Raw genomic sequence first — 23,797 nt, 5'->3', positions numbered from 1 at the left:
TCTGATCTCGGCAAATGTCCGGCTGCAGCTTGCAGATGCCCGCCGGAAACAGCTGCATGATGGCGCAAACGCATCCCCGCACAGGCCTGCCCGTGCGGAGACATGCTGCAGATTGGCACGGGCGAGGGCGCTGCGTTTCTTTACTCTTCCCGCTCCGGCCAGGTGGCCATGGCGGCGAGGACTTCTTCGCGGGTGGGCATGCTGGCCTCGTTGCCGAGGTGCTGGATGGCGTGGGCCGAGGCGGCGCGGGCGAAGCGGAAGTGGTCTTCCCAGCTGCCTTCGGGGTTCTGCAGATAGGCCGCCACATAGGCGCCGTGGAATGTGTCGCCGGCCCCGTTGGTGTCGACGACCTTCTCCTTCGGCACGGCGAGGGACGGCATGTGCTGCACCGGGCCATCGCCCTCATACCAGTAGAGCCCGCGGTGCCCTGCGGTGACGCCGCCCACAGGGCAGCCGTGGGCGCGCAGATAGGCGAGGGTGCCGGGAATGTCGAGTTTCAGCTGCTCGCAGAACCGTTCCGAAACAATGGGCACGTCGATGAAATGCAAGAGCTCATCGGTGTTCTGCCGCACGGCACCGCCATCGAGCGAGGTGAGAATGCCGGCTTCGCGGCAGGTTTTCGCATAATGAAGCGCGGCATCGGGCATGTGCCCGTCGAGATGCAGCGCCTTGCAGCCATTGAGATTCAACGGCGGGAAGGGATGCAGGAAGTCATTGTCGCGGCAGCGCACGATGGCGCGCTTGCCGTCATGCGGCATGATGAAGGAGAGGGACGACTCGCGCACCTTGCGCCCATGCACGGAGATGCCGTAGCGCGCGGCCATGTCGAGGAACATGCGGGCGAGCCAGTCATCGGCCAGTGAACACAGAAGATCGGGGGCGGTCCCAAGTTTCGCGCAGCAGAAGGCAGCTGTGACCGCATTGCCGCCGAAGCTGACGGCATAGTCCTGCGCGATGGCTTTTTCATCGCCGGTGGGGATCTGATCGGCCAGGAACGTGATGTCGATATAGGCCTGCCCGATGAAAAGTGCCTTCATAGTGTCCGCCTCCCGGCAGTAATTCCGCTGCGGCCGGCACATTCGGCCGCATATGGAGTGTTCAGTTCTTTTTTACTGGCCTGTACCATTGTGGTCAGCAACCCCTCGGGAATCAGGCCGCGCAATGACACGACGCTACATGATCTTTATCAGGGCTGTCTGCGTCGCCTTGATGCTGGCACTGGCGCCCCTTGTCGCAGCCAATTTCGTCCTCGACAACTATGCCATTACCAACGCCCGCACCGAACTGGAGGCGATGGCCAAGCGCTATGTGATGCGCGGCGAGTTCGCGATCAATGATGCGGTGACCACGCTGCAGCGCCTCGAGCGCAGTTCGGCCACCAGCTGCTCGCGCGAGGACCGGCAGATGCTTCTGGCCGCCGTCGGGCAGCTTGGCTTTCTGCAGCGCATCGGCCTTGTCGACCGCAACGGCGTGCGCATGTGTGTTGTTCCCGACGGTCAGATCAACGGCGAGGCGATCCTGCCGGCCGCCAAGCAGGATGCGCCGCTGGTGGGCATCGGCGTGATGGGCGTCCAGTTTCTGGGCACTCATGTTGCCATCGTCAGCTGGGACCTGATGAATTCGACCCGGCTCTTTGCCGAAATATCGCCTGCTTCGGTGTCGATCGATCCGGGGCCGGAGTATCTGCGGGCCTTCCGCCGCGCCGAACTGCGGCTCGGCAATGATGTGCCCTGGTTCTCCACCGGCGGCTTCAGCTCCGAGCTTCTGGAGAGCGACGAGATTCTGACGGTCGAGGTGCGCTCGGACCGCTATCCGCTGAAATCCATCATCGCGGTGCCGCGCTCTGCCGCCATCAGTCTGGTCGCCGGGCTGAAGATGATGGTGGCCGTGGTCTGCGCAGGGCTGGCCATCATCTTCATTGCAATCGGCGTCTGGTTCTCCTGGCGGCCCGACAAGGATGCGGATGACGAATTTGCCGCCGCCATCCGGCGCAAGGAGTTCATTCCCTATTATCAGCCGGTCATGGATATCGAAACCGGAAGCCTGCGCGGCTGCGAGGTGCTGATGCGCTGGCGCAACCGCGACGGCAGCCTGATCCCGCCAGCCCAGTTTATGCCTTACGCCGAAAGCACCGGGCATATCTTTGAAATGACCCGCATCATGATGCGGGAAACTGTCCGCGAGGTTGGCCCGCTCTATTCGGAGCATCCGGATCTGAAGTTGTCGATCAACCTGTTTGCAGGCCACTTCAATGACCGGCGGATCATCGACGATATCAAGGAAATCTACGGCAATTCCGCCATCGCCTATCAGCAGCTTGTGGTGGAAGTGACCGAGCGCATGCCGCTGGAAGATCTGGAGCTCGCCCGCAAGCTGATCGCCGAGATCCAGGCCCTTGGCGTGCGTGTGGCGCTGGATGACGTGGGCACCGGCCATGGCGGTATGGCCTATCTGCAGAAGCTGGGCATCGACATCATCAAGATCGACAAGATGTTCATCGATGCCATCGGTACGGATGACAGCTCCACCACGATCGTGGATTCGATGGTGGAACTCGCCGACAATCTCGGCATGGGCATCATCGCCGAAGGCGTTGAGAAGGTCGAGCAGGTGGAGCGCCTGCGGGAACTGGGCGTGACGGCGGCACAAGGCTATCTCTTTGCGCCGCCGCTGCCCGGCAAACTCTATATCGAGCTCGCTCAGGCATTGACGGGCGAGCGTGACGCCGCCGGGGATTCGGCAGAAGCGGCCTGATCCTGTGGGGACTGGGCTGTAGGTTCCTGAGGCATTTCCACCCGGTCAGCCTTGCTGCCGCCTGTGTTGACGGCAGGAAGCTGGTCCAGACTGCCCGCCGACAGGGGCTGCGACAGCTTGGAGCCATCCCGGTAGATCGCAATGGCCTTGAGGCCCAGTTCCCATGCCTTGAGAAACGCAGCGGAACAATCGGCGACAGAGGCATTGCGCGGCATGTTGACCGTCTTGGAGATGGCGCCGGAGAGGAAGGGCTGCACCGCAGCCATCATCGTCAGGTGCCCTTCCAGGCTGAGGGCGCGCACGCCCCTAGGGCCGCAAGGCGTCGCGCAGTCAAACACCGGCAGATGCTGCGGGTCCAGATCCGCGGCCCCCTCGATGGTCAGCGCGCCGCAGGCATGGGCATTGGCCGCTTCGATCTCCTCCGGCAGGTAGCCCAGCCAGTTCAGCAGGTCGAATCCCGGCTGCTCCATTTCCGCTGCCGTGATTCCGAGGCAGAAGGTCAGTTCCTCCGGACCGGTGACCCACTGGCTCACGGCATCGCGGATATGGCTTGCGCCCTGCACCGCAGCCTCGATCCGGGCGAGACAGGCTTCGGTCAGCCCCCGCTGGCGCAGGCTGTCCAGATTGACGCCCGGCGCGTCCTTGACCGACCCGTGTCCGACGATGTGCTGCACGATGCGGGTGATGGCATCCTCGCCATAGCCGAGGCTGCGCAAGGCCAGCGGCACCATGGCATTGATGATCTTGAAGAAGCCGCCGCCCGCCAGCGTCTTGAATTTGACCAGGGCGAAATCTGGTTCGATGCCCGTCGTGCTGCAGTCCATCACCAGCCCGGTTGTTCCGGTCGGGGCCAGCAGCGAGACCTGTGCATTGCGCCAGCCGAAGCGCCGGCCAAGCTCAAGCGCCCGGTCAAAGGCCGTGGCCGCAGCCGCGGCAAGGTCCGGGCTCGGGCACATGTGAAAGCCGGCAGAGTAGGGCGGCCGGCACAATCCATCATATTGCGCCGGATCGCTCTGGCCTTTGGCGCAGGCCGCATGGTTTTGCAGCACCCGCTCCATGGACTGCCGGTTTTCGGCCAAGGCAGGGAAAGGCCCCAGATCTCTGGCAAGTTCCGCCGATGTCTCATAGGCGGTGCCCGTCAGAACGGCGGTGAGTGCGGCTGCAAGGCTGCGCGCGGCGGAACTGTCATAGGGCAGTCCAAGCGACATGATGAGCCCGCCCAGATTGGCAAAGCCGAGGCCCAGCGGCCGGTGCCGCAGCGTGTTATGCGCCACGGCACGCGAAGGATATTGCGCCATGGCGGTGGAAATATCGAGGCTGACCGTCCACAGCCGCACCGCATGGCGGAACCGCTCAAGACAGATCTCACCATCCTCCTGCACGAATGCCATGAGGTTGAGGGAAGCGAGCACACAGGCCGTGTCGTCCACGAACATGAATTCGGAACAGGAGTTCGAGCCATTGATGCGGCCCGAAGCCGGGCACGTATGCCAGCCGTTGATGGTGGTATCGAACTGCAGTCCGGGGTCGGCCGAAGTCCAGGCCGCACGGGCAATCCGCTGCCAGAGCGCTTCGGCCCTGATGCTGCGGCCTGGTCCTGCCTGTGCCGCCGTGGTCCGGCGCGCAGACAGGTGCCAGTCGCCGCCTGTTGCCAGGGCCTGCAGGAAACTGTCCGGAAGCCGGACCGAGTTGTTCGCATTCTGGCCGGAAACGGTGCGGTAAGCTTCCGAATCCCAGTTGATGTCGTAGGTTTTCAGCTCGGGCAGCTCGTGGCCCTGCGAGGCGCTGCGCAGGATCCGGTCGATGAAACTGTCGGGGATCTGGGCGGCACGCGCCTCCTGAATGGCCGCATCGAGCTCCGTCTTGAACCGCTCGCCCGTGGTGTGATGGCCGCTGATGGCCCTGACCAGCGAAATGATCCGGTTGAGACACTGCCTGGCCAGCTGCGAGCCGGAGACGAGCGCGGCGACCTTTTCTTCCTCGGCCACTTTCCAGTCGATGAAGGCCTCAATATCCGGATGGTCCGCATCCACGACGACCATCTTGGCTGCAGCACGGGTCGTGCTGCCAAGCCTCAGCGATCCGGCAGCCACATCTCCGACCTTGAGAAAGGAGAGGAGCCCGGCCGAGCGGCCGCCGTGGTCCAGCGGTTCTCCCGCGCCGCGCAGGCGCGAAAAATTGGAGCCGGTTCCCGAGCCATATTTGAAGAGCCGCGCCTCCCGGACCCACAGGTCCATGATGCCGTTCTCATTGACCAGATCATCCTCCACCGAGAGGATGACGCTGCCGTGGACCTGAGGATGCTCATAGGCCGTGCGGGAGGGGACGACTTCGCCGGAGACGGGATCGCCGTGCCAGTGGCCCTGTGCGGCGCCTTCGATGCCATAGGCCCAGAAGAGGCCGGTGTTGAACCATTGCGGCGAGTTCGGAGCGGCGGCCTGAAGCGCCATCATGACGCGCATCTCGTCGAAGAAGGCGCGGGCATCGTCTTCGCTGTCAAAGGTGCCGGTTTTCCAGCCCCAGTAGGTCCAGGTCCCGGCAAGCCTGTCAAAGACCTGCCGTGCCGAGGTTTCCGGCCCGAAGCGCGCCTCTTCGGGAAGAGACTTGAGAGCCTCCTCGTCGGGAACCGATCGCTGCAGCCAGACCGGGACACCGTCCTCCGGCACTTTCTTCAGACGGGCGGCAACACCCGTCTTGCGGAAATACTTCTGGCACAGCACATCCGCGGCAACCTGGGAAAAGCGCTCCGGCACTTCCGATACTGCCTGCCGCGACAGAACCTTGCCGCCCTGTGTGCGAACTTCGCTCTGGTGCTGGCGGAAACGAATATCGCAATATGCCGGCGCTCCGGCTTTGGTGAAAAGTCGGTTGATACGCATTTGGCCCCCGCAAACGCATTTGAATGAGGTGCAAGTCTGGAAGCCGCCGGTTCACTCACTAAACAAGCGCGGCTACGGCTTGAATTTTAACAAAATATTAATCATTCGAAAGTGGGTGGCACATCTTTTGCTTCAATCATGAGAAGAAGTGAAGTTGAAGTTTTTATCTGAGAGTGACACCCATCCGCGCAAGATATTGATTGTGCGTAATCTGTCTCGAATTAATCATGTTTTGAATATCCGCCGGGATGTCTAACCCGATACGCTTGCGGGACTGCGGTGCTGGAGCAGGCAGAGGATAACGCGCCTATAAATTGTGCATTCGTCAAATGTCTGTCCGGGGTGTTTTGCGCCTCCACCTGTCTTGGCCTTGACGCCGCGACACTGGTCAGGGCAAAAGCGAAGCAGTTTAATGAAGCCTGGTCAGGAGAGAACCATATGGCTTCAAGTGTCAGGAGTGGCCGGGCGTGGTGTTAACGCGGGCATCAACGAAGCAACTGCTCGCGCGCCTGCATGACGTGATCATGGCCGGCCTTGCCATGACGATTGCGCTGCTGGCCCGGTACGATCTTCAGTCCCTGCCGCCCATGAGCCGCCTCGCGTGGTGGGTTCTTTCATTCGCGGCCATCGCCGGCGTGATGTTTGCCCTTTTCGGTCTGGGGAGAGGAATCTGGCGCTTTGCCTCGCTGAGCGATCTGCGGAGCATCGTGCTGAGCAGCACGGCCGCGATCTTCGCGTTTCTGATTCTTCATTTTCTCGTCGACCGGCTGGCTGGCTTTCCGCGTGCGACGCCGCTCATCCTTTGGTTCGTCCTCATCGTCCTGCTCGGTGCCCCCCGCATCATGTACCGTGCGTACAAAGACGGGCATCTTGGCGGGGTCGGGTTCCGGAAACGGGACATACAGAACCGCGAACACGTGCTGATCGTGGGACATGTCGGCGACGCTGACAACGTCATCCGCAATTACAAGCTCGAGTCTTCCCGCCTCTACAAGGTGGAAGGCATTGTCGAGCTTGGCGCAGGCAAGCGCAGCGGCAGGGCCGTGCGCGGGATTCCGGTTATCGGGTCGACTGATGAGCTGGAGCGGATTGTCGCCCGCCTTGCGATGGCTGGCATACCGGTGTCGGCATTGCTGCTTGCCTCGCCAAGAACCCGGGATGAGGGCATGCAGTCTCTTGCCGCCAGTGCCGCGCGGCTCAAGCTGCCCTTGCGTAGAGTTGTCAACCAGCCCCTCACAGGAACCGAGCCGGATCTTGCAAACATTACGCTGGAGGACCTTCTCGGTCGTGCCCCGGTCCAACTGCAGCTGGAAGCCATTCGCTCCCTGATCGCAGGTCAGACGGTGATTGTCACCGGAGCCGGTGGCAGCATCGGATCTGAAATTGTGCGGCAGGTAATAGCCTGCAACCCGGCTTCGATCATTCTGTTCGATTCAAGCGAATATGCTCTTTATGAAATCGATCTGGAAGTCTCCCGCCTGATGCCGGATCTGGCCCGGCAGGCCGTCATCGGCAACGTGCGCGACAGGCGGCGTGTGCATGAGGTGATGCAGGCCTGCAGGCCTGCCGTCGTTTTTCACGCAGCAGCCCTCAAGCATGTGCCGCTGGTGGAGAACAATATTTGTGAAGGTGTGCTGACCAACGTCTTGGGGACCCGCAATGTGGCTGATGCGGCCGTTGCCTGTGGTGCCCGTGCGATGGTGCAGATTTCGACCGACAAGGCCGTGCGGCCCACCAGCATGATGGGCAGGACCAAGCGGATCGCGGAAGCCTATTGCCAGGCACTGGACATCAGCGGCGTCGACACCCGGTTCATCACCGTGCGGTTCGGCAACGTGCTGGGATCCAACGGCTCGGTCGTGCCGCTTTTCAAGCGGCAGATTGCCGCCGGCGGTCCGATCACGGTCACGCACCCGGAAATGACGCGTTATTTCATGACGATCCGGGAGGCGACCGAACTGGTGCTGCAGGCCGCTTCGGCCGAAATCGGACGTGAAGAGACACGCGGACGCATCTTTGTCCTCGACATGGGCGAGCCCGTGAAGATCCTGACACTGGCAAGAACGATGATTTCCCTGGCGGGACTGCGGCCGGATGAGGACATAGCCATCAAATTCACCGGCCTGCGTCCGGGGGAAAAGCTTTATGAAGAGCTGTTTGACGCCAACGAGATGACCACCCCTCACGATGCAGAGGGCTTCTTTGTCGCCTCCGCCGGCATCATTCCGCTCGAGCGTTTGACGTGGCATCTGGAGCGCCTCGGCAACAGTGCGGCTGCCGGTGGGGAAGATCAGTGCAAGGCGATGCTGATCGCCGCGCTGGGTGAAGTCGAGGCCGGAAGCCCCGTTCAGACCGCGATGCCCCGAATGCGTTGAACCGCAAGCTCCGGGTGGCGGCTGCTGTGGTGCGGTTGGGCAATTTCAACGCATGATGCGCCTGCATCGAGAGACCTGAGTTAAGAGACTTTTTTAAAGGGAATTGCCGTTTTGACTGAGGTTGCTCAAAAACTGGCCGGGCGAAACCGCGGCAAGCCGGTGCAGGCGCTCGAATTCCTCTTCGTATCGGTATTTGCAGCGCTTCCGCCTGTCCTGACGGTCGCCCGGGTGTCTCCGCCGTTGTTTCTGGGGCTGGCCGCTGTCTTTCTTACCGGGCTGGCGTGGTGTTACCGCGGGCAGGCCATGTTTGAGGGCCTGGGCTCGAAGATCCGGTCTCCCTTGCTCCTGGCGGGCCTCGCCTGTACCGCCTTCATGCTGATCTCCGTTACCTGGGCGCCTGTCCCGGTACAGGCGAGGGGGCTGAGTTCGGCATGGGGGTTCCTCTTCTCGGTCCTTGTCTCAGGCCTTTTGTGGCTATGTGTCTGTGCCTTGCCGGTTCCGGTGCTTGACCGTCTTGCAGGACGGATCGGAGCCGCGCTTGCCATCTCTCTGCCGCTGACGGCTGTTCTGATTTTTGTTCATTTCCTGACCGGCGGCGTGCTGAATGCAGAACTTCGCGCAGATCCTGACAACTACGTTCTGAACCGCGCGGCCGTTGCAATCGCCATGTTCCTGCCGTTTGCCGCTCTCGTGGTCTTGAAACAGCGCCGCCGCTTGCCCCTGGCCGGACTGCTGGTGTTTGCAGCTGTGTCATGCTTTCAATCCGACAGCTCGTCGGCGCAGCTCGGCGTGCTTGTCATCCTACTGCTGACCGTTCCGGCCTTCGTCTGGCCGCGGGCTATCTACAGGGTCGTGACCGGTGGCGCTCTTGTGACCTTTGTCTTGATGCCGCTCATTGTCGGCCATGTGAATGACATGATCCCTCAGGCCGTCCACGAAAAGGTCGGCTACACCTCGCTGACCATACGCGGGCTCATCTGGACGGAATATGCCAATTTGCTGCCCGGGCATGTCTGGCTGGGATATGGGATGGAAGCCTCGAAAGTGGCAGACGAATTGCCCGAAGCTGCCGGATATTCACCTGAGAGAAAATACCTGCTTGGTTTCGGGCACAGCCATAACGCGCCGTTGCAAATCTGGTTCGAACTGGGGCTGGCCGGGGCGGCTTTGTTCGCTGCAGCGCTTGCCCTGTTGTTCCGCCGCGCGGGCCACCTTCAGGGCGCGAGCCTCGCGGCGGCAACCGTCACTCTGGCCGTCACCTACAGTGTCGCGGTTGTGAGCCATGGGGCATGGCAGGGCTGGTGGTTCAGCCTGATGATCCTCACAGCGGTGCCCTTCATGGTGAAAGGGCGGGCTGAAGCAGTCCGGTCTGCTCCGGAGCTTGCTGCCGGCTCTCAATCCGCCTGACTCATTGAGAGTTGGACAAATCCTTGCGGCGCACGAGCCTTTTCAAGGCGTGAGGTGTGAGCATCGAAACTCCTGGCATGAGGCGGCCTTTTCAGGTTTCGGGACCGGGCCTTGCTCCTCCCGCCGTCTTGTCTTCGGCCGGCGTATCCGTCACCAGCCTGCCTTCCTCGGCCTTGTAGATATACTGGCTTGCTACCAGCCAGCCCTTGAGGGGGCGGAGGGGCGGGATGCAGGTGAGGAGGAGGAGCGGCAGCGTTGTGAAGAGGTGGACCCAATAGGGCGCCGTGTAGGCAATTTCCAGCCACATGGCGAAGGCAACGCTCGGAACGCAGGCAAAGCAGATGACGAAGAAGGCCGGGCCATCCGCCGGGTCGGCGAAGCTGTAGTCAAGGCCGCAGACTTCACAGGACGGGGCAAGGGTGAGGAAGCCCTTGAACAGATGCCCCTGACCGCAGCGCGGGCAACGGCCGCGCACGCCGACATGGGCGGGCGACTGGGCTGGCCACTGGCCGGATGTCTCGATGGTCATGAGGGCCTCCTTGTGCTGGCCGGCTTGCGGCAAATCAGGATAATTCCTTACCCGCTAACTGCGGCGCAGACGCGTCCGGAGCAAGATGCGTTTTGACGCAGGGGGCAAGGGGAGGGCAGGCCAGCTATTCCTGTGCCCGGCGGGAACTTGGTCCGGACGATTCTGCACCGCCCGTATCAAGGCTTTGAGTGGCTGGCGCAACATGCCTGAAGCCCTTTCGATGAAAACGGAGCGGCCGGCCGTGCTCTGCCTGTCTGTTTTCATGCGATTCCGGACGCGAAACCGGTGCCGCCTTTGCCGGAATTGCTCTCGCATGCGCGCAGGCACCGCACGGGCCCGCCCAGTTGCCGGTGACGCAAGTCTGCCGGGTGCGTGCCGCGTGCTGCCATAAACAGAAATGCCGGAAACAGTGTCTCCGGCATTCTTCAAGCGTGTCGAACGGGCAGCAGCGGCTCAATACTGCCGGAACAGGGCCACAAGCTTGCCCTGGATGCGCACGCGGCCGGGACCGAAGATGCGGGTTTCATAGGCCGGATTGGCAGCTTCCAGCGCAACGGAAGCGCCCTTCTTGCGCAGGCGCTTGAGCGTTGCTTCCTCGTCGTCCACCAGTGCCACGATGATGTCGCCGCTTTCGGCCGTGTCGGTCTTGCGGATCAGCACCGTGTCGCCATCCAGAATACCGGCCTCGATCATCGAATCACCGCGCACTTCCAGCGCATAGTGCTCCCCGCGGCTGATCAGCTCGGGCGGCACGGAGATGGAATGGCTGTGGGTCTGGATCGCCTCGATCGGAACACCGGCAGCGATGCGGCCCATGACCGGGATGGAGGTGAAGTGAGGGGCGCTTTCCGCCACCGGGGCGGCCGGAGCGGCGGCCGGGGCAGAGGCCTTGCCGAGCGATCCCTCGATAACCGACGGCGCAAAGCCCTTGCCGCGCGGCGAAGACAGGCCTGGGGTGACCGAATCCGGCAGGCGGACCACTTCCATGGCGCGCGCCCTGTTGGGCAGGCGGCGGATGAAGCCACGCTCCTCCAGCGCCGTGATCAGACGGTGAATGCCGGACTTGGACCGGAGGTCCAGTGCGTCCTTCATTTCGTCAAAGGACGGCGGAACCCCGGATTCCTTCAGGCGCTCATGAATGAACATCAGCAGTTCGTGTTGCTTGCGCGTCAGCATGTGAGGTCCCCGTTGGAGGGTCTGGTACAAATCATGAACGTACCTTAGCTGTTCTCACTGTGTTCCACAAGTCTTAAGGTGAGGTTAGCGGGATGTTCCTGTCGCATGCACTCAAGGCAACACACCGCCGCTGCGCCTTTTCCCGGCAGAACGGTTCCTTGCGTGCAATTGCCTGCGGGCCCGGCTTGACTTCATGCGCCGGTGTCCCGAAAGCTGGCGAAAGAAGAAGACACAGCTCCCGCGCTGCCTGCGCTTCGCAGATGGCCTCACCCTGCCTCAAACGGCATTCTGCTCTGGGGCGGCGCTACCGGGACCCCGAAAAGACCGACGATGAACAAGCCTGTCACCATTACCGCCCATTCCGCCTGTCCGCATGACTGCCCCTCCACCTGCGCGCTGGATGTGGAGGTGACGGCAGAGGGCCGCATCGGCCGCCTGCGCGGGGCGGCGGACAATCCCTACACGGCGGGCGTCATCTGCGCCAAGGTTGCGCGCTATGCGGAGCGGCTGTACCACCCGGACCGGCTGCTGACGCCAATGGCCCGCGTTGGGGCGAAGGGGGAAGGGCGGTTCGAGCCCATCTCCTGGGACGAGGCACTGAACCTTATTGCCGCGCGATTCCTGGAGGCGGAGGCAAAGCACGGGCCTGAGGCGGTCTGGCCCTATTACTACGCCGGCACCATGGGGCTGGTGCAGCGTGACAGCATCCACCGCCTGCGCCATGCCAAGGGCTATTCGCAGCAGTTTTCCTCGATCTGCACCAATCCGGCCTGGACCGGCTATGTGGCCGGAACCGGGCTTCTGGCCGGGCCGGACCCGCGCGAGATGATGAAGGCTGACCAGATCATCATCTGGGGCACCAATGCGGTGGCAACCCAAGTGAATGTGATGACCCACGCCATCACCGCCCGCAAGACGCGTGGTGCGAAGATCATCGTGGTTGATGTCTACCGCACCGAAACGATGAAGCAGGCGGATATCGGGATCGTGCTGAAGCCCGGCAGCGATGCGGCGCTGGCCTGTGCCATCATGCATGTGCTGTTCCGCGACGGTCTGGCCGACCGGGAGTATCTTGCCCGCTACACCGATTGCCCGGATGAGTTGGAGGCGCATCTTGCCACCCGCACGCCGGAATGGGCGGAAGGGATCACCGGCGTTCCGGCTGAAGAGATCACGCAGCTCGCCCGGATGATCGGCGAGGTGAAGCGTACCTTCATCCGTCTTGGCTATGGCTTTACCCGCAGCCGCAACGGCGCTGTCTCCATGCATGCGGCGGCCAGCATCGCAGCTGTTGCCGGCTCCTGGCAGTATGAAGGGGGCGGGGCCTTCCACAACAACGGGGCGATCTACAGGCTCGACAAGTCGATGGTCGAGGGCAGTTCCCTGCGCACCGGCACAAGGTTCCTCGACCAGAGCCTCATCGGCCGCGTGCTGACGGGGGACCGGGAGGCGCTGGCCGGCGGCCCGCCGGTGACGGCGCTGCTGATCCAGAACACCAATCCGGTCTCCGTCGCGCCGGAACAGACACTGGTGAAACAGGGCTTTGCCCGCGAGGATCTCTTCACCGTGGTGCATGAGCAGTTCATGACGGACACGGCGCGCTATGCCGACATCGTGCTGCCCGCGACCCAGTTTCTGGAGCATGACGACATCTACCGGGGCGGCGGCCACCAGTACATGCTGTTTGGCCCCAAGCTGACGGATGCGCCGGGCGAGGCGCGGGAGAACATATTCGTTATCAACGAATTGGCGAAGCGTCTTGATGCAAGGGATCATCCCGGCTTCCACATGAGCGCCCGCGAGCACGTGGACTGGATGCTCGTCAATTCCGGCTATGGCACGCTGGCCGAACTGGAGGCCGGGCGCTGGAAGGATCTGCAGCCGGACTTCCGCACCGCTCATTATCTCGATGGCTTCGGCCATGCGGACGGCAAGTATCACTTCAAGGTGGACTGGGGATTCACCGCAGCGCCCAACCGGCCGGAAAACGGCAAGCCCTTCGGCGCCCACGCCGCCATGCCGCGCCTGCCGGATTACTGGAACGCGGTGGAGAATGCCGATGCGGAGCATCCGTTCCGGCTGGTGACGGCGCCCGCCCGCTCCTTCCTCAATTCCAGCTTCACCGAAACGCCGGGCTCCACCAAGAAGGAAGGCGGCCGGCCGGAGGTCTGGATGCGTCCCGATGAAGCCGCTGCTGCAGGGCTGGAGGATGGCGCCCGCGTTATCCTGGGCAACCGGCGCGGCGAGGTGCGGCTGCATCTGCGCCATGTGGAGGGGTTGGCCCCCGGCACGGTGGTGTCGGAAGGCATCTGGCCCAACACGGCCTTTGAAAACGGCAATGGCATCAACACGCTGATCGGCGCCGAGCCCATTGCCCCCTATGGCGGCGCCGCCTTCCATGACTGCGCCGTGTGGGTTCGCCCGGCCGTGTAATCCGCCGGTGGCGTGGGCGCGGCGAAGCTGCTAGTCTTTCCTTGCGGCATGGTGCGCATTGGGGGCTTGAGGCTCGCGGAAGGGAGAGATCCGCGTCCTTGCAACAAAGGCCCGCCGGGAGTGATGCCTGCCGCCTCAGGGGCTTCGGCCTGCGTCCTGTTCCTTCGGGCAGGATGCAGGCTGTCAGAGCCTTGCGGGAGGAACCAGACATGCCCACGGTGACGTCTCAGCATCAGAGCCGTATCGAGGCGGCGCTTGCCAGCGGGCAGGCGGCGCGCTCGCCCATTGCCGCTTCCTGGGCCCGCTCGGCCCATCTCCATGGCCTTGATCCGGTGAAACGCCGGGTGGAGCCGCGCCTGACGGAGCAGGAGCTTGCCCTCGTGCGCGAGCGCATGGGCGGGCTCGTGGCCACCGCCGCGCCCCATCTCGACTGGCTGTTCCAGACCATCGGCGGCCTTGGCGCCTGTGTGGTGCTGGCTGACGCGGAAGGTATCGCGGTGGAACGGCGCGGCAATTCATCCGAGGACCGCGATTTCGCCGCCTCCGGCCTGTGGACCGGCGCCGTATGGTCCGAGGCGGAAGCCGGCACCAACGGTATCGGCACCTGCCTTGCCGAGGGCAGGGCGGTGACGATCCACCGGGACCAGCATTTTCTTGCCCGCAACATTGGCCTCACCTGCACCTCCGCCCCCGTGCATGATGCCGGCGGCCAGCTGGCGGCGGTGATCGATGTGTCCACGGCCGAGCAGGACGTGTCCGCCGCCGTGCTCAGCCTCATCAGCCAGACGGTGCAGAACACGGCGCAGAAAGTGGAGGCCGACCTCTTCCATGCCGCTTTTCCGAAGGCCCGTATGGTGCTGGTGCCGGGCGGTGGCACGCATGGCCTTGCCGCGCTTGTGGCGGTGGATGAGGATGATCTCGTCATCGGCGCCACACGCGGGGCGCGGGCTCTGCTGGGCCTAACTGCCGATCCTGCCGCAAACCCGCGTCCGCTCGCCGATCTTCTCGGCCTGCCGGTGCATGAACGGCTGGAGGATGCGGAGCGCGCCGTGCTGCACCGGGCGCTGGCCCGGGCCTCGGGCAACGTCTCCGCCGCCTCCCGCGCCCTCGGCCTCTCCCGCGCGACGCTTCACCGGAAACTGGCGAAGGAGTGAGGTGGAAACCTCTGGTCATGTCATCCCGGTTTGCCGCGCAGCGGCAAGACCGGGATCCAGTGACCCGGGCGGAAATGATGTCAAATGCTGCGGTTACTGGATCCCCGCCTGCGCGGGAATGACAAGGTGAGAAGCTGCGGTGGAACGGCTTTCCGCAATCTCTGCAGCGCAGCGCGGATGAGCCCCTTCCACAAACCCGCCATCATCTGTCGCAGAACTGCGACAGGGCGCGGGCAGCCGTTCCCGGCCATGGCTCCTCAGACCGTCCGCCGTGCGTCAAGCTCTTCCCATGGCCGCGAGGAGGCGGCCCGTTGGAGGAGACAAGCATGAACATTCAGGCACAGGCGGATTTCCGCACCGTTTCACCGTTCCGCGAGCGCTATGACAATTTCATCGGCGGCAAGTTCGTGCCGCCGGTCAGCGGCCGCTACATGGACAACATCACCCCGATCACCGGCGCCAGGATCTGCGAGGTGGCCCGTTCCGATGCCGCCGATATCAACGCCGCACTGGACGCCGCCCATGCGGCGCGCGAGGCCTGGGGCAAGACCTCTGCCGCCCACCGTGCCAACATCCTTCTGAAGATCGCCGATGTGATGGAGGCCAATCTCGACGTGCTGGCCGCCGCCGAAACCTGGGACAACGGCAAGCCGATCCGCGAGACGACCGCCGCCGACATTCCGCTCTCCGTCGATCACTTCCGCTATTTCGCCGGTGTGCTGCGCGGGCAGGAAGGCACCATGAGCGAGATCGACCATGACACGGTCGCCTATCACTTCCATGAGCCGCTGGGTGTCGTCGGCCAGATCATCCCGTGGAACTTTTCCATCCTGATGGCCGCCTGGAAGCTCGCTCCGGCCCTGGCTGCGGGCAACTGCATCGTCATGAAGCCGGCCGAACAGACCCCGGCGGCCATTCTGGTGCTGGCCGAACTCATCGGCGGCCTGCTCCCCGCGGGCGTCCTCAACATCGTCAACGGCACCGGCGCTGAAGCTGGCCACGCACTGGCCTCGTCCGGCCGCATCGCCAAGATCGCCTTCACCGGCTCCACCGCCACGGGCCGCAAGATCATGGAAGCGGCAACCGTCAACCTCATTCCGGTGACGCTGGAACTGGGCGGCAAGAGCCCCAACATCTTCTTCTCCGATGTGATGGCGCAGGATGATGCCTATCTCGACAAGGCGGTCGAAGGCTTCGTGCTCTTTGCCTTCAACCAGGGCGAGGTCTGCACCTGCCCGTCGCGGGCGCTGATCCAGGAAGACATCTACGAGGAATTCATTGCCCGCTGCATTGCGCGTGTGAAGGCCATCAAGCAGGGCGACCCGCGTGACCCCGCCACCATGGTGGGCGCGCAGGCCAGCCAGCAGCAGCATGACAAGATCATGTCCTACCTGCAGATCGGCGTCGAGGAAGGCGCGGAAGTGCTGACCGGCGGCGATGCCGCCCGCCTCGGCGGGGATCTGGCCAACGGCTTCTACATCCAGCCGACCATCCTCAAGGGCCACAACAAGATGCGCGTGTTCCAGGAGGAAATCTTCGGTCCCGTTGTCTCCGTCACCACCTTCAAGACCGAGGAAGAGGCGCTGCATATCGCCAACGACACCATGTACGGCCTTGGCGCCGGTGTGTGGACCCGCGACGGCACCCGCGCCTACCGCTTCGGCCGCGCCATCGAGGCAGGCCGCGTCTGGGTCAACAACTACCACGCCTATCCCGCCCACGCGGCCTTCGGCGGCTACAAGCAGTCCGGCATCGGCCGCGAGACCCACAAGATGATGCTCGATCACTACCAGCAAACGAAGAACATCCTCGTCAGCTACAACCCCAATAAGCTCGGCTTCTTCTGATCTCCCTCCCGGGACACATCCACCTGGCGGCACGGGCAACCGTGCCGCTTTTTTGTTGGGGGGACGCCGTTTGGCGCAGGTCACCAGCTCCGTCCGCAGTCCTTTCCAGGCCTTCGATCCTCTCCATCGTCATCCCGGCCTTGAGCCGGGACCGGAGAGCCGAAGTGCAAGCTGGCTGCTCTCGGAGCCATAACCCAAAGACCGTGGCTCACCGGTACCGGATCTCCGCTTCGCTCTCGTCCGGTATGACGATGGAGAGGCGGCAGAACGATTGACGGCAGGGACGCACTACCTTGCCCATCACCGCAGCGTCGCCCCGGGCGGAGCGAAGCGCAGACCCGGGGCCTACTCGCTTGCAGAGACGCGATAGGGAGCATGGAAGCAGCGGCGGGCGCATGAGGCCATCCGTGCTTCACCGCGGCGGACTATCGCATCTCTCTTCAAGCGAGTAGGCCCCGGCTCGAAGGCCGGGGCGACGCCGTCTATGCTGACCCGCAGTGCTTCCGTTTGCCCACCGCCTTCACGCTTGGATAATCCTCATACCACCAGCACATCCACCTCCGCCCCGGCCTCCAGCGCTTGCGCATGCGGGGGGCGGAGGATGAGGGCGCCGGAGGCGGCGAGCAGCGAGAGCATGGAGCTATCCTGCCGGGTGAAGGGGGTGACGCTGCGGGTGCCGTCCGGGTGGGTGGTGAGGCTGGCGCGCAGGTAGTCCTGGCGCTGGTCGTTGGCCGGGACCGGGCCGGTGAGGGTGGCGGTGGTGCGCTTGCCCTTCATGGCGGCCTCAAGGCTTGTGCCCATCATCACCGCCATCAGCGGGCGCAGGAACAGGAGGGCGCAGACGAGGCTGGAGACCGGGTTGCCGGGCAGGCCCAGAACCTTGGTGCGGCCAAGGTTGCCCGCCATCAGCGGCTTGCCGGGGCGCATGGCGATGCGCCAGAAATCCAGCTTCATGCCTTCCCCGCCCAGCACCGCCTGCACAAGGTCATGATCGCCCACCGAGGCCCCGCCGAGGGTGACGAGAATGTCGGCCTCTGCCGCCAGCCCCTCGCGCACGCGGGCGGCGATATCGGCAGGGTCATCACTGGCAAGGCCGAGGTCCAGCGGGAGGCCGCCGCAATCTTCGACGAGGGCCGCAATGCCGCAGTGGTTGGAGGCGATGATCTGGTCAGGCCCCGGCGTACCGCCCGGCAGCACCAGTTCATCGCCCGTGGCGATGATGGCCACCTTCGGCTGGCGCCAGACGGGCAGGGCGGCGTGGTTCATCGCGGCAGCCAGCGCAAGGCTGCGGTAGTCGAGCTTCAGCCCTGCCTTCAACAGCACGTCGCCTTGCGCAAAGTCGAGCCCGGCAGGGCGGACGAACTGGCCGGGACGAACCGGCTCCAGCGCGGTGAGGCGGTCGCCCTCGCGGGTGGCGTTTTCCTGAATGAGGATGGCATCCGCGCCATCGGGCACCGGTGCGCCGGTGAAGATGCGCACGGCCTCGCGCGCGCCCACCCGGCCCGCAAAGGCATGGCCCGCAGGAGCCTCGCCTATGACGGTGAGCACGGCGCCGGCTGCGGCGCAATCGGCGGCGCGCAGGGCATAGCCATCCATTGAGGAGGCGGGGAAGGGCGGCTGCGTGCGGGTGGCGGCAAGGTCCGCCGCCAGAATGCGGCCATTGGCCCGGGCCAGCGGCACGTTCTCAAGGCCCAGCGGCGCAACGCCGGTGAGAAGCTGCCGCAGCGCATCGTCAACCGGCATCAAGGCCATGTCAGGGCTCCTTTGGTGCGTTTTCCGGCCCGGCAACATAATGGCCGGAGCGGCCGCCGAGCTTTTCGGCAAGGTGAATGCGGCCGATTTCCATGCCCCGGTCCACGGCCTTGGCCATGTCATAGATGGTGAGGCAGGCGACGGAACAGGCGGTCATGGCTTCCATCTCCACGCCAGTCTGGCCGGTGACGGTGGCGGTGGCGCTGACTTTCAGGCCGGGCAGGGCGTGATCGGGCTCGATATCGACGCTGATCTTCGACAGAAGCAGCGGATGGCAGAGCGGGATCAGCTCATGGGTGCGCTTGGCGGCCATGATGCCGGCAATGCGGGCAGTGGCGATGACATCGCCCTTCTTCGCGTTGCCGGAGAGGATCAGCGCCAGCGTGTCCGCATGCATCTTCACCTCGCCGGTGACGGTGGCGCTGCGGCGGGTGACGGCCTTGTCTCCCACATCCACCATCGAGGCGCTGCCGGAGGCATCCAGATGCGTCAGGTGGTCCTGATCCCGCTCGGGGCCGCCGCCTGCCATGGTTCAGGCTCCGTTGCGGGTGAGCAAGGCGCGGGTGGCGCTTTCCACATCGGCCTGCCGCATCAGGCTTTCGCCGATGAGGAAGGTGGAGATGTTGCAGACCTCCATGCGGGCGAGATCCGCCGGGGTGAAGAGGCCCGATTCGCCAACGATGATCCGTTCCGCCGGGATCATCGGCGCCAGCCGCTCGCTCGTCGTCAGCGACACGTCAAAGGTCTTGAGATTGCGGTTGTTGATGCCGAGCAGCGGCGAGGCGAGTTTCAGCGCCCGCTCCAGCTCCGCCTCGTCATGCACCTCCAGCAGAACGTCCATGCCAAGGCCGAAGGCGGCGTCTTCCAGATCCTTCGCCAGCGCATCATCAACGGCGGCGAGGATGATCAGGATGCAATCCGCGCCCCAGGCGCGGGCCTCGGCCACCTGATAGGTGTCGTAGAGGAAATCCTTGCGCAGGGCAGGCAGGCTGACGGCGCCACGCGCGGCGGTCAGAAACTCCGGCTTGCCCTGAAACGACGGTGTATCGGTGAGCACGGACAGGCAGGCCGCACCGCCCGCCTCATAGGCGCGGGCAAGGGCGGGCGGATCGAAGTCGGCGCGGATCAGCCCCTTGGACGGGCTTGCCTTCTTGATCTCCGCAATCAGCGCATAGTCCCCGGCGGCATGCTTGGCGCGAATGGCCCGCTCGAAACCGCGCGGAGCCTCGACGGATTTTGCCGCTTCCAGCAGGCTGGCAAGCGTACGTTCAGCCTTGGCAGCAGCGATTTCCTCGCGCTTGTAGGCCTCGATGCGGGTGAGAATGTCTGCCATGGCTTATCCGTTCGAAACTGCCACCAGCCGTTCCAGCCGGTCGAGGGCATCGCCCGTGTCGATGGAGCGGGCGGCCTGCGCCACCCCGTCCTTGAGGTCTGCCGCCTTGCCCGCAACGATCAGCGAGGCGGCGGCGTTGAACAGCACCACGTTCCGGTAGGCGTTTTTCGCGCCGGAAAGCACGGCGCGCAGGGCGGCAGCGTTCTCTTCCGGCGTGCCGCCTTTCAGATCCTCGAAACGGGCGCGGGGCAGGCCTGCGTCTTCCGGAGTGATCTCGAAGCTGCGGATGGTGCCGTTCTTCAGTTCGGCCACCTTGGTCGGGCCGGTGGTGGTGATCTCGTCCATGCCGTCGCTGCCGTGGACGATCCAGACGGCTTCCGAGCCAAGGTTCTTCAGCACCTGTGCAATCGGCTCCACCCAGCGGCCATCGAAGACACCGGTCATCTGGCGCTTGACGCGGGCCGGGCTCGACAGGGGGCCGAGCAGGTTGAAGATGGTGCGGGTGCCCAGTTCCATACGGGTCGGGCCGACATGCTTCATCGCCGCATGATGGAGCGGGGCAAACATGAAGCCGATCCCGGCTTTATCCACGCAGGCGGCAATCTTGTCCGGGCCGATGTCGATGTTGACGCCGAGCTGCGCCAGAGCTTCGGAAGAGCCGGACTTGGACGAGAGCGAGCGGTTGCCGTGTTTGGCAACGGGCACGCCGCAGCCTGCCACGACCAGCGCGGCGCAGGTGGAAATGTTGTAGGAGCCGGTGGCGTCACCACCGGTGCCGACGATATCGATGGCATCGCCCTGAACTTCGACGGGCAGCATGCGGGCGCGCATGGAGGCGACGGCGCCGGTCACTTCATCGACGCTCTCGCCGCGCATGCGCAGCGCCATCAGGAAGCCGCCGAGCTGGGAAGGCGTTGCCGCGCCGGACAGGATCACGTCAAAAGCCGCAAGCGCTTCCTCGAAATCCAGAGACGCGCCTTCAGCCACCTTGGCGATAAAGGGTTTGAGCCCGCTCATGCCTGTCCCTCTTCCCGTTTTTCACGCGGCCTGCGTTAACGCTTCCCGCAGTCCGGCTTGTGACTGTCCCGGCAGATTGCGGCCGGGACAGTGTTCTTTCATGCCGTCAGTTCTGCGCAGAGGTGCCGATCACCATCTGCAGCGCCTGCTGGTTGATCTGGACGCCCTTGTCCGCCTCGACCTTGTTGATCACAAGATTGAGGAGCGAGGCAGAGAGTTGTTCGCTGATCTGGGTGTCGATCTGCTGGATGCTCTCTTCCTCGCGGAAGAAGGCGGGGGCAGAGACGCTGTCGACCACCATCACCAGACGGCCGCTGTCCGCGCCCATGGTGTCCAGAACGGTGCCGGAGGGGCCGCTGAAGGCTTCCTCGACGGCTTCCTGCGGCAGGCCGGCCGGCTGGCCGTTGCGCTTGAAGCTGTCGGAGGTCTGCACCGCAAGGCCAGCGGCTTCCGCCACGGCTTCCAGCGTTTCGCCGCCGCGCACTTGGGCTGCCATGCTTGCCGAAAGATCCAGCAGCTTCTGATCACGCTCCTTCGCCGTCCAGGCCTGGACAACGGCATCGCGCACTTCGGACAGCTCGCGGTCGCGGGGCGGCGTGACCTTGGTCACGTCGAACCAGACAAAGCCGCGCTGGCCCAGCGGCAGCGGGTTGTTTTCGATACCAACGTCGCTCTCGAAGGCCTCGCGCAGCAGGCCGTCAGCCTCAGGCAGCGTGACCGGCTGACCGGCCTCGTCGCGGCCATTGCTGTCCACGGCCGGGATTTCGGTGGTGGTCAGCGAGAAGCGTCCTGCGACTTCGGCAAGGGCGGCACCGCCCGCACGGGCGTCCTCGATCTCGTCATGCAGGTCCTGCACGTCCTGTTCGGCCTTCTGCAGGGCGATTTCCTGCTTCAGCTCCGCCTTGACCTCGTCGAAGGGACGCACGGCTTCCGGCTGGATCTGCGCCACTTCCAGAATGACGGTGGTGAACCGGCCCTGCACGGCGCCGCTGACACCGCCCTCAGGCAGCGCGAAGGCGGCGTCCGCAATGGCCGGATCCAGGAACTTGTCCTTCGCCATCAGGCCAAGGTCGACGTCGCTGTCCTTGAGGCCGCGCTCCTCCATCAGCTGGGCAAAGGTCTTGGCCCCGGAGGCAAGCTCGGCGGCGGCAGCTTCGGCTGCGGCCGAATCGGGGAAGGGCATCTGGCGCACGCGGCGCAGCTCATCCGTCCGGTAGCGGTTGCCGGAGCGGTCATAAGCCTGTTTTGCTTCTGCGTCCGTCACCTCATCCGGCTTGGCCAGCGTCTGCGGCAGCAGCTGCAGGACGGACAGGCTGCGGTATTCCGGAGCGCGGAAATCTTCCTTGCGCGTCTCGTAGAAGCTCTCAAGGTCCGCGTCCGACGGGGCTGCGATTTCACCGGCTGCCGAGGGCGGCACGGCGATATAGCGCACGGTGCGGGTTTCATTTTCGAAGATGTTGAAGGCGCTCAGCATCGCTTCCGGCGTCTTCAGATTGTCCGTCAGGGCGCCTGCGATCTGCTGGCGGCCGGACAGGAGGCGCTGCTCGCGCACGAAGTCATCTTCGGAAATGCCGTTGGCGCGCAGCAGCTGCACCAGACTGTTGCGGTCATAGCCGCCGCCCGGGCGCTGGAAGGCCGGGTTTTCCTGGATCATCTGGCGCAGGCCGTCATCGGAAATGCCGAGGTTCATGTCCGCGGCCATGTCATTCATGGCAGCTTCGGCAATCATCCGGGCCAGCACCTGCTGCGGAATACCGAACATGGCGCCTTCCGTGGTGGACAGCGGGCGGCCGATCTGGCGGCTCACGGCATTCAGTTCGCGCCGGTAGGCGAGATCGAAGTCGGCCACGGAAATTTCCGCATCACCCACCTTGGCCACGACATTGCTGCCGAAGTTGCGGAAAATGTCGGCGATACCCCAGACGGCAAAGCTCAGGATGAGCAGGGCGATGAAGATCTTGGCAACCCAGGTGCCGGCGCCCTTGCGCAGCGCGTCGAGCATGATGTCTCCCGTAATTCCATAAGCTCATGTCCGGAGCGAAAGGTCCCGGAGCGGTGGTTCTGAATAGCGGCTCAAGGGGCGGCGGACAATAGCCGGAAACTGGCAGATGTGCGCAGACAGGCAGAAATGCGCAGGAAGGGCGGGAAAGATGCGATGACACTTGCACTTTGGGCCGCCGCTGGGTAGCGAAGTGGCCACCAGGAACCATGCTGCTGTCCCGCCAGCCCGTGCGCCGGACAGCCCTTGAGGAGACCGCCATGAGCCACGCCACCGCAATCCGCCCGCTTGTCGCCGGAAACTGGAAGATGAACGGCCTTGCCGCGGCTTCTGCCGAGTTCGAGGCACTGGGGCAGGGGCTTGAGGCAGCGCTGGCGGCCAAGGTGGACGTGATGATCTGCCCGCCCGCAACACTGATTGCCGTTCTCGCCAAATCTTCCGCTGCATCGAAGGTGGCGCTCGGCGGGCAGGATTGCCATGCCAAGGCTTCGGGCGCCCATACGGGCGACATTTCGGCTGAAATGCTCAAGGATGCAGGCGCAAGCGCCGTGCTCGCGGGCCATTCCGAGCGCCGCACCGATCACGGCGAGAGCGATGCCGTGGTGAAGGCCAAGGCGGAAGCAGCCTGGCGCGCAGGCCTCACGGCCATCATCTGCGTTGGCGAAACCGAAGCCGAGCGCAAGGGCGGCAAGACGCTGGATGTGGTCGGCACGCAGCTTGCCGGGTCGGTTCCTGAGGGTGCAACGGCGGCCAATACGGTGATTGCCTATGAGCCTGTCTGGGCCATCGGCACCGGCCTGACGCCGACTGCAGCCGACGTCGCCGAAGTGCATGCCGCCATCCGCAGCGCACTGGAAGCCCGCTTCGGCGCGGAAGGCGCTGCCATGCGCCTGCTCTACGGCGGTTCGGTGAAGCCCTCGAACGCGGCAGAGCTGATGGCCGTGCCGCATGTCAACGGCGCCCTCGTGGGCGGCGCCAGCCTCAAGGCTGCCGATTTCCTTGGCATCATTTCGGCCTATGCCTGATGCGGGACCGGGCCGGGCGCTGGTCGTCCGGCCCCTGATGCTTATATAACTGTTGCAGAGTGCTGCGCCGCAGAGGGCCACCTTCACAGGGCAGGTTCCGGTGGATTGCGGCGTGTG

Annotated in this window: 16 protein-coding genes; 7 read left to right on the top strand and 9 right to left on the bottom strand. The window is 64.3% G+C overall.

Features of this window, described 5'->3' with window-relative positions; all coding sequences use genetic code 11:
* Positions 1-140: 140 nt before the first annotated feature.
* Positions 141-1,037, bottom strand: a complete 897-nt coding sequence (locus IF10I1_RS15855; RefSeq protein ID WP_123194244.1) for a sugar kinase — start codon at positions 1,035-1,037, stop codon at positions 141-143.
* 124 nt (positions 1,038-1,161) lie between these two features.
* On the opposite strand from IF10I1_RS15855, the gene IF10I1_RS15850 reads away from it, so the two are divergent.
* Entirely contained in the window at positions 1,162-2,754 is a 1,593-nt protein-coding gene (locus tag IF10I1_RS15850) for an EAL domain-containing protein (RefSeq protein ID WP_208977411.1), read from the top strand.
* Here the strand turns inward: IF10I1_RS15850 and IF10I1_RS15845 are convergent.
* Positions 2,700-5,633 (bottom strand): adenosylcobalamin-dependent ribonucleoside-diphosphate reductase, encoded by a 2,934-nt coding sequence (locus tag IF10I1_RS15845; RefSeq protein WP_208977412.1) that lies wholly within the window; start codon positions 5,631-5,633, stop codon positions 2,700-2,702. The two genes, IF10I1_RS15850 and IF10I1_RS15845, sit on opposite strands and share 55 nt — an antisense overlap.
* Positions 5,634-6,100: 467 nt before the next feature.
* Between IF10I1_RS15845 and IF10I1_RS15840 the strand changes: the two genes are divergently transcribed.
* Both IF10I1_RS15840 and IF10I1_RS15835 read left to right on the top strand, forming a co-directional pair.
* Positions 6,101-8,008, top strand: a complete 1,908-nt coding sequence (locus IF10I1_RS15840; protein ID WP_208977413.1) for a nucleoside-diphosphate sugar epimerase/dehydratase — start codon at positions 6,101-6,103, stop codon at positions 8,006-8,008.
* Positions 8,009-8,119: 111 nt separating this feature from the next.
* On the top strand, positions 8,120-9,415 hold the full coding sequence (locus tag IF10I1_RS15835) for an O-antigen ligase (RefSeq protein ID WP_186393499.1): 1,296 nt from the start codon (positions 8,120-8,122) through the stop codon (positions 9,413-9,415).
* Positions 9,416-9,506: 91 nt separating this feature from the next.
* Here the strand turns inward: IF10I1_RS15835 and IF10I1_RS15830 are convergent, their stop codons facing one another.
* Entirely contained in the window at positions 9,507-9,944 is a 438-nt protein-coding gene (locus tag IF10I1_RS15830) for a DUF983 domain-containing protein (protein WP_055456798.1), read from the bottom strand.
* A gap of 453 nt (positions 9,945-10,397) precedes the next feature.
* Complete coding sequence (lexA, locus tag IF10I1_RS15825; protein WP_186393498.1) at positions 10,398-11,120, bottom strand: transcriptional repressor LexA; 723 nt, start codon at positions 11,118-11,120, stop codon at positions 10,398-10,400.
* A gap of 330 nt (positions 11,121-11,450) precedes the next feature.
* Here lexA and IF10I1_RS15820 point away from each other — a divergent pair, with 330 nt between their 5' ends.
* The 3 genes from IF10I1_RS15820 to adh all read left to right on the top strand — a co-directional run bounded on the left by IF10I1_RS15820 (position 11,451) and on the right by adh (position 16,554).
* Positions 11,451-13,553, top strand: coding sequence for a molybdopterin oxidoreductase family protein (locus tag IF10I1_RS15820; RefSeq protein WP_186393497.1), 2,103 nt, complete (start codon positions 11,451-11,453; stop codon positions 13,551-13,553).
* A gap of 209 nt (positions 13,554-13,762) precedes the next feature.
* Positions 13,763-14,707: a helix-turn-helix domain-containing protein gene (locus IF10I1_RS15815; RefSeq protein ID WP_186393496.1), complete on the top strand. Its 945-nt coding sequence runs from the start codon at positions 13,763-13,765 to the stop codon at positions 14,705-14,707.
* A 326-nt stretch (positions 14,708-15,033) separates the two neighbouring features.
* On the top strand, positions 15,034-16,554 hold the full coding sequence (gene adh / locus IF10I1_RS15810; protein WP_186393495.1) for an aldehyde dehydrogenase: 1,521 nt from the start codon (positions 15,034-15,036) through the stop codon (positions 16,552-16,554).
* Between the two features lie 537 nt (positions 16,555-17,091).
* Here adh and glp read toward each other — a convergent pair.
* The 5 genes from glp to IF10I1_RS15785 form a co-directional block, all read right to left on the bottom strand.
* Positions 17,092-18,306: a gephyrin-like molybdotransferase Glp gene (glp, locus tag IF10I1_RS15805; RefSeq protein WP_186393494.1), complete on the bottom strand. Its 1,215-nt coding sequence runs from the start codon at positions 18,304-18,306 to the stop codon at positions 17,092-17,094.
* Position 18,307: 1 nt separating this feature from the next.
* Positions 18,308-18,835 (bottom strand): cyclic pyranopterin monophosphate synthase MoaC, encoded by a 528-nt coding sequence (moaC, locus tag IF10I1_RS15800; RefSeq protein WP_058899737.1) that lies wholly within the window; start codon positions 18,833-18,835, stop codon positions 18,308-18,310.
* A gap of 3 nt (positions 18,836-18,838) precedes the next feature.
* Positions 18,839-19,639, bottom strand: coding sequence for an indole-3-glycerol phosphate synthase TrpC (gene trpC / locus IF10I1_RS15795; protein WP_186393493.1), 801 nt, complete (start codon positions 19,637-19,639; stop codon positions 18,839-18,841).
* A gap of 3 nt (positions 19,640-19,642) precedes the next feature.
* Positions 19,643-20,656, bottom strand: a complete 1,014-nt coding sequence (gene trpD / locus IF10I1_RS15790; RefSeq protein ID WP_186393492.1) for an anthranilate phosphoribosyltransferase — start codon at positions 20,654-20,656, stop codon at positions 19,643-19,645.
* Between the two features lie 106 nt (positions 20,657-20,762).
* Positions 20,763-22,658: a peptidylprolyl isomerase gene (locus IF10I1_RS15785; protein ID WP_186393491.1), complete on the bottom strand. Its 1,896-nt coding sequence runs from the start codon at positions 22,656-22,658 to the stop codon at positions 20,763-20,765.
* A gap of 257 nt (positions 22,659-22,915) precedes the next feature.
* Between IF10I1_RS15785 and tpiA the strand changes: the two genes are divergently transcribed.
* Positions 22,916-23,680: a triose-phosphate isomerase gene (tpiA, locus tag IF10I1_RS15780; RefSeq protein WP_186393490.1), complete on the top strand. Its 765-nt coding sequence runs from the start codon at positions 22,916-22,918 to the stop codon at positions 23,678-23,680.
* Positions 23,681-23,797 lie beyond the last annotated feature (117 nt).

It is taken from the genome of Pannonibacter sp. I15F10I1, from assembly GCF_900185665.1.
Lineage (GTDB): Bacteria > Pseudomonadota > Alphaproteobacteria > Rhizobiales > Stappiaceae > Pannonibacter > Pannonibacter indicus.
This window is presented reverse-complemented; position numbering and strand designations above follow the sequence as displayed.

Excerpts from the sequence above, each read along its gene's own strand:
- IF10I1_RS15815 (WP_186393496.1), top strand. The coding sequence starts at position 13,763 with ATGCCCACGGTGACGTCTCAGCATCAGAGCCGTATCGAGGCGGCGCTT.
- IF10I1_RS15830 (WP_055456798.1), bottom strand. The coding sequence starts at position 9,944 with ATGACCATCGAGACATCCGGCCAGTGGCCAGCCCAGTCGCCCGCCCAT.
- tpiA (WP_186393490.1), top strand. The coding sequence starts at position 22,916 with ATGAGCCACGCCACCGCAATCCGCCCGCTTGTCGCCGGAAACTGGAAG.
- IF10I1_RS15855 (WP_123194244.1), bottom strand. The coding sequence starts at position 1,037 with ATGAAGGCACTTTTCATCGGGCAGGCCTATATCGACATCACGTTCCTG.
- IF10I1_RS15845 (WP_208977412.1), bottom strand. The coding sequence starts at position 5,633 with ATGCGTATCAACCGACTTTTCACCAAAGCCGGAGCGCCGGCATATTGC.
- IF10I1_RS15820 (WP_186393497.1), top strand. The coding sequence starts at position 11,451 with ATGAACAAGCCTGTCACCATTACCGCCCATTCCGCCTGTCCGCATGAC.
- IF10I1_RS15850 (WP_208977411.1), top strand. The coding sequence starts at position 1,162 with ATGACACGACGCTACATGATCTTTATCAGGGCTGTCTGCGTCGCCTTG.
- adh (WP_186393495.1), top strand. The coding sequence starts at position 15,034 with ATGAACATTCAGGCACAGGCGGATTTCCGCACCGTTTCACCGTTCCGC.
- trpD (WP_186393492.1), bottom strand. The coding sequence starts at position 20,656 with ATGAGCGGGCTCAAACCCTTTATCGCCAAGGTGGCTGAAGGCGCGTCT.
- glp (WP_186393494.1), bottom strand. The coding sequence starts at position 18,306 with ATGGCCTTGATGCCGGTTGACGATGCGCTGCGGCAGCTTCTCACCGGC.
- lexA (WP_186393498.1), bottom strand. The coding sequence starts at position 11,120 with ATGCTGACGCGCAAGCAACACGAACTGCTGATGTTCATTCATGAGCGC.
- moaC (WP_058899737.1), bottom strand. The coding sequence starts at position 18,835 with ATGGCAGGCGGCGGCCCCGAGCGGGATCAGGACCACCTGACGCATCTG.
- IF10I1_RS15785 (WP_186393491.1), bottom strand. The coding sequence starts at position 22,658 with ATGCTCGACGCGCTGCGCAAGGGCGCCGGCACCTGGGTTGCCAAGATC.
- trpC (WP_186393493.1), bottom strand. The coding sequence starts at position 19,639 with ATGGCAGACATTCTCACCCGCATCGAGGCCTACAAGCGCGAGGAAATC.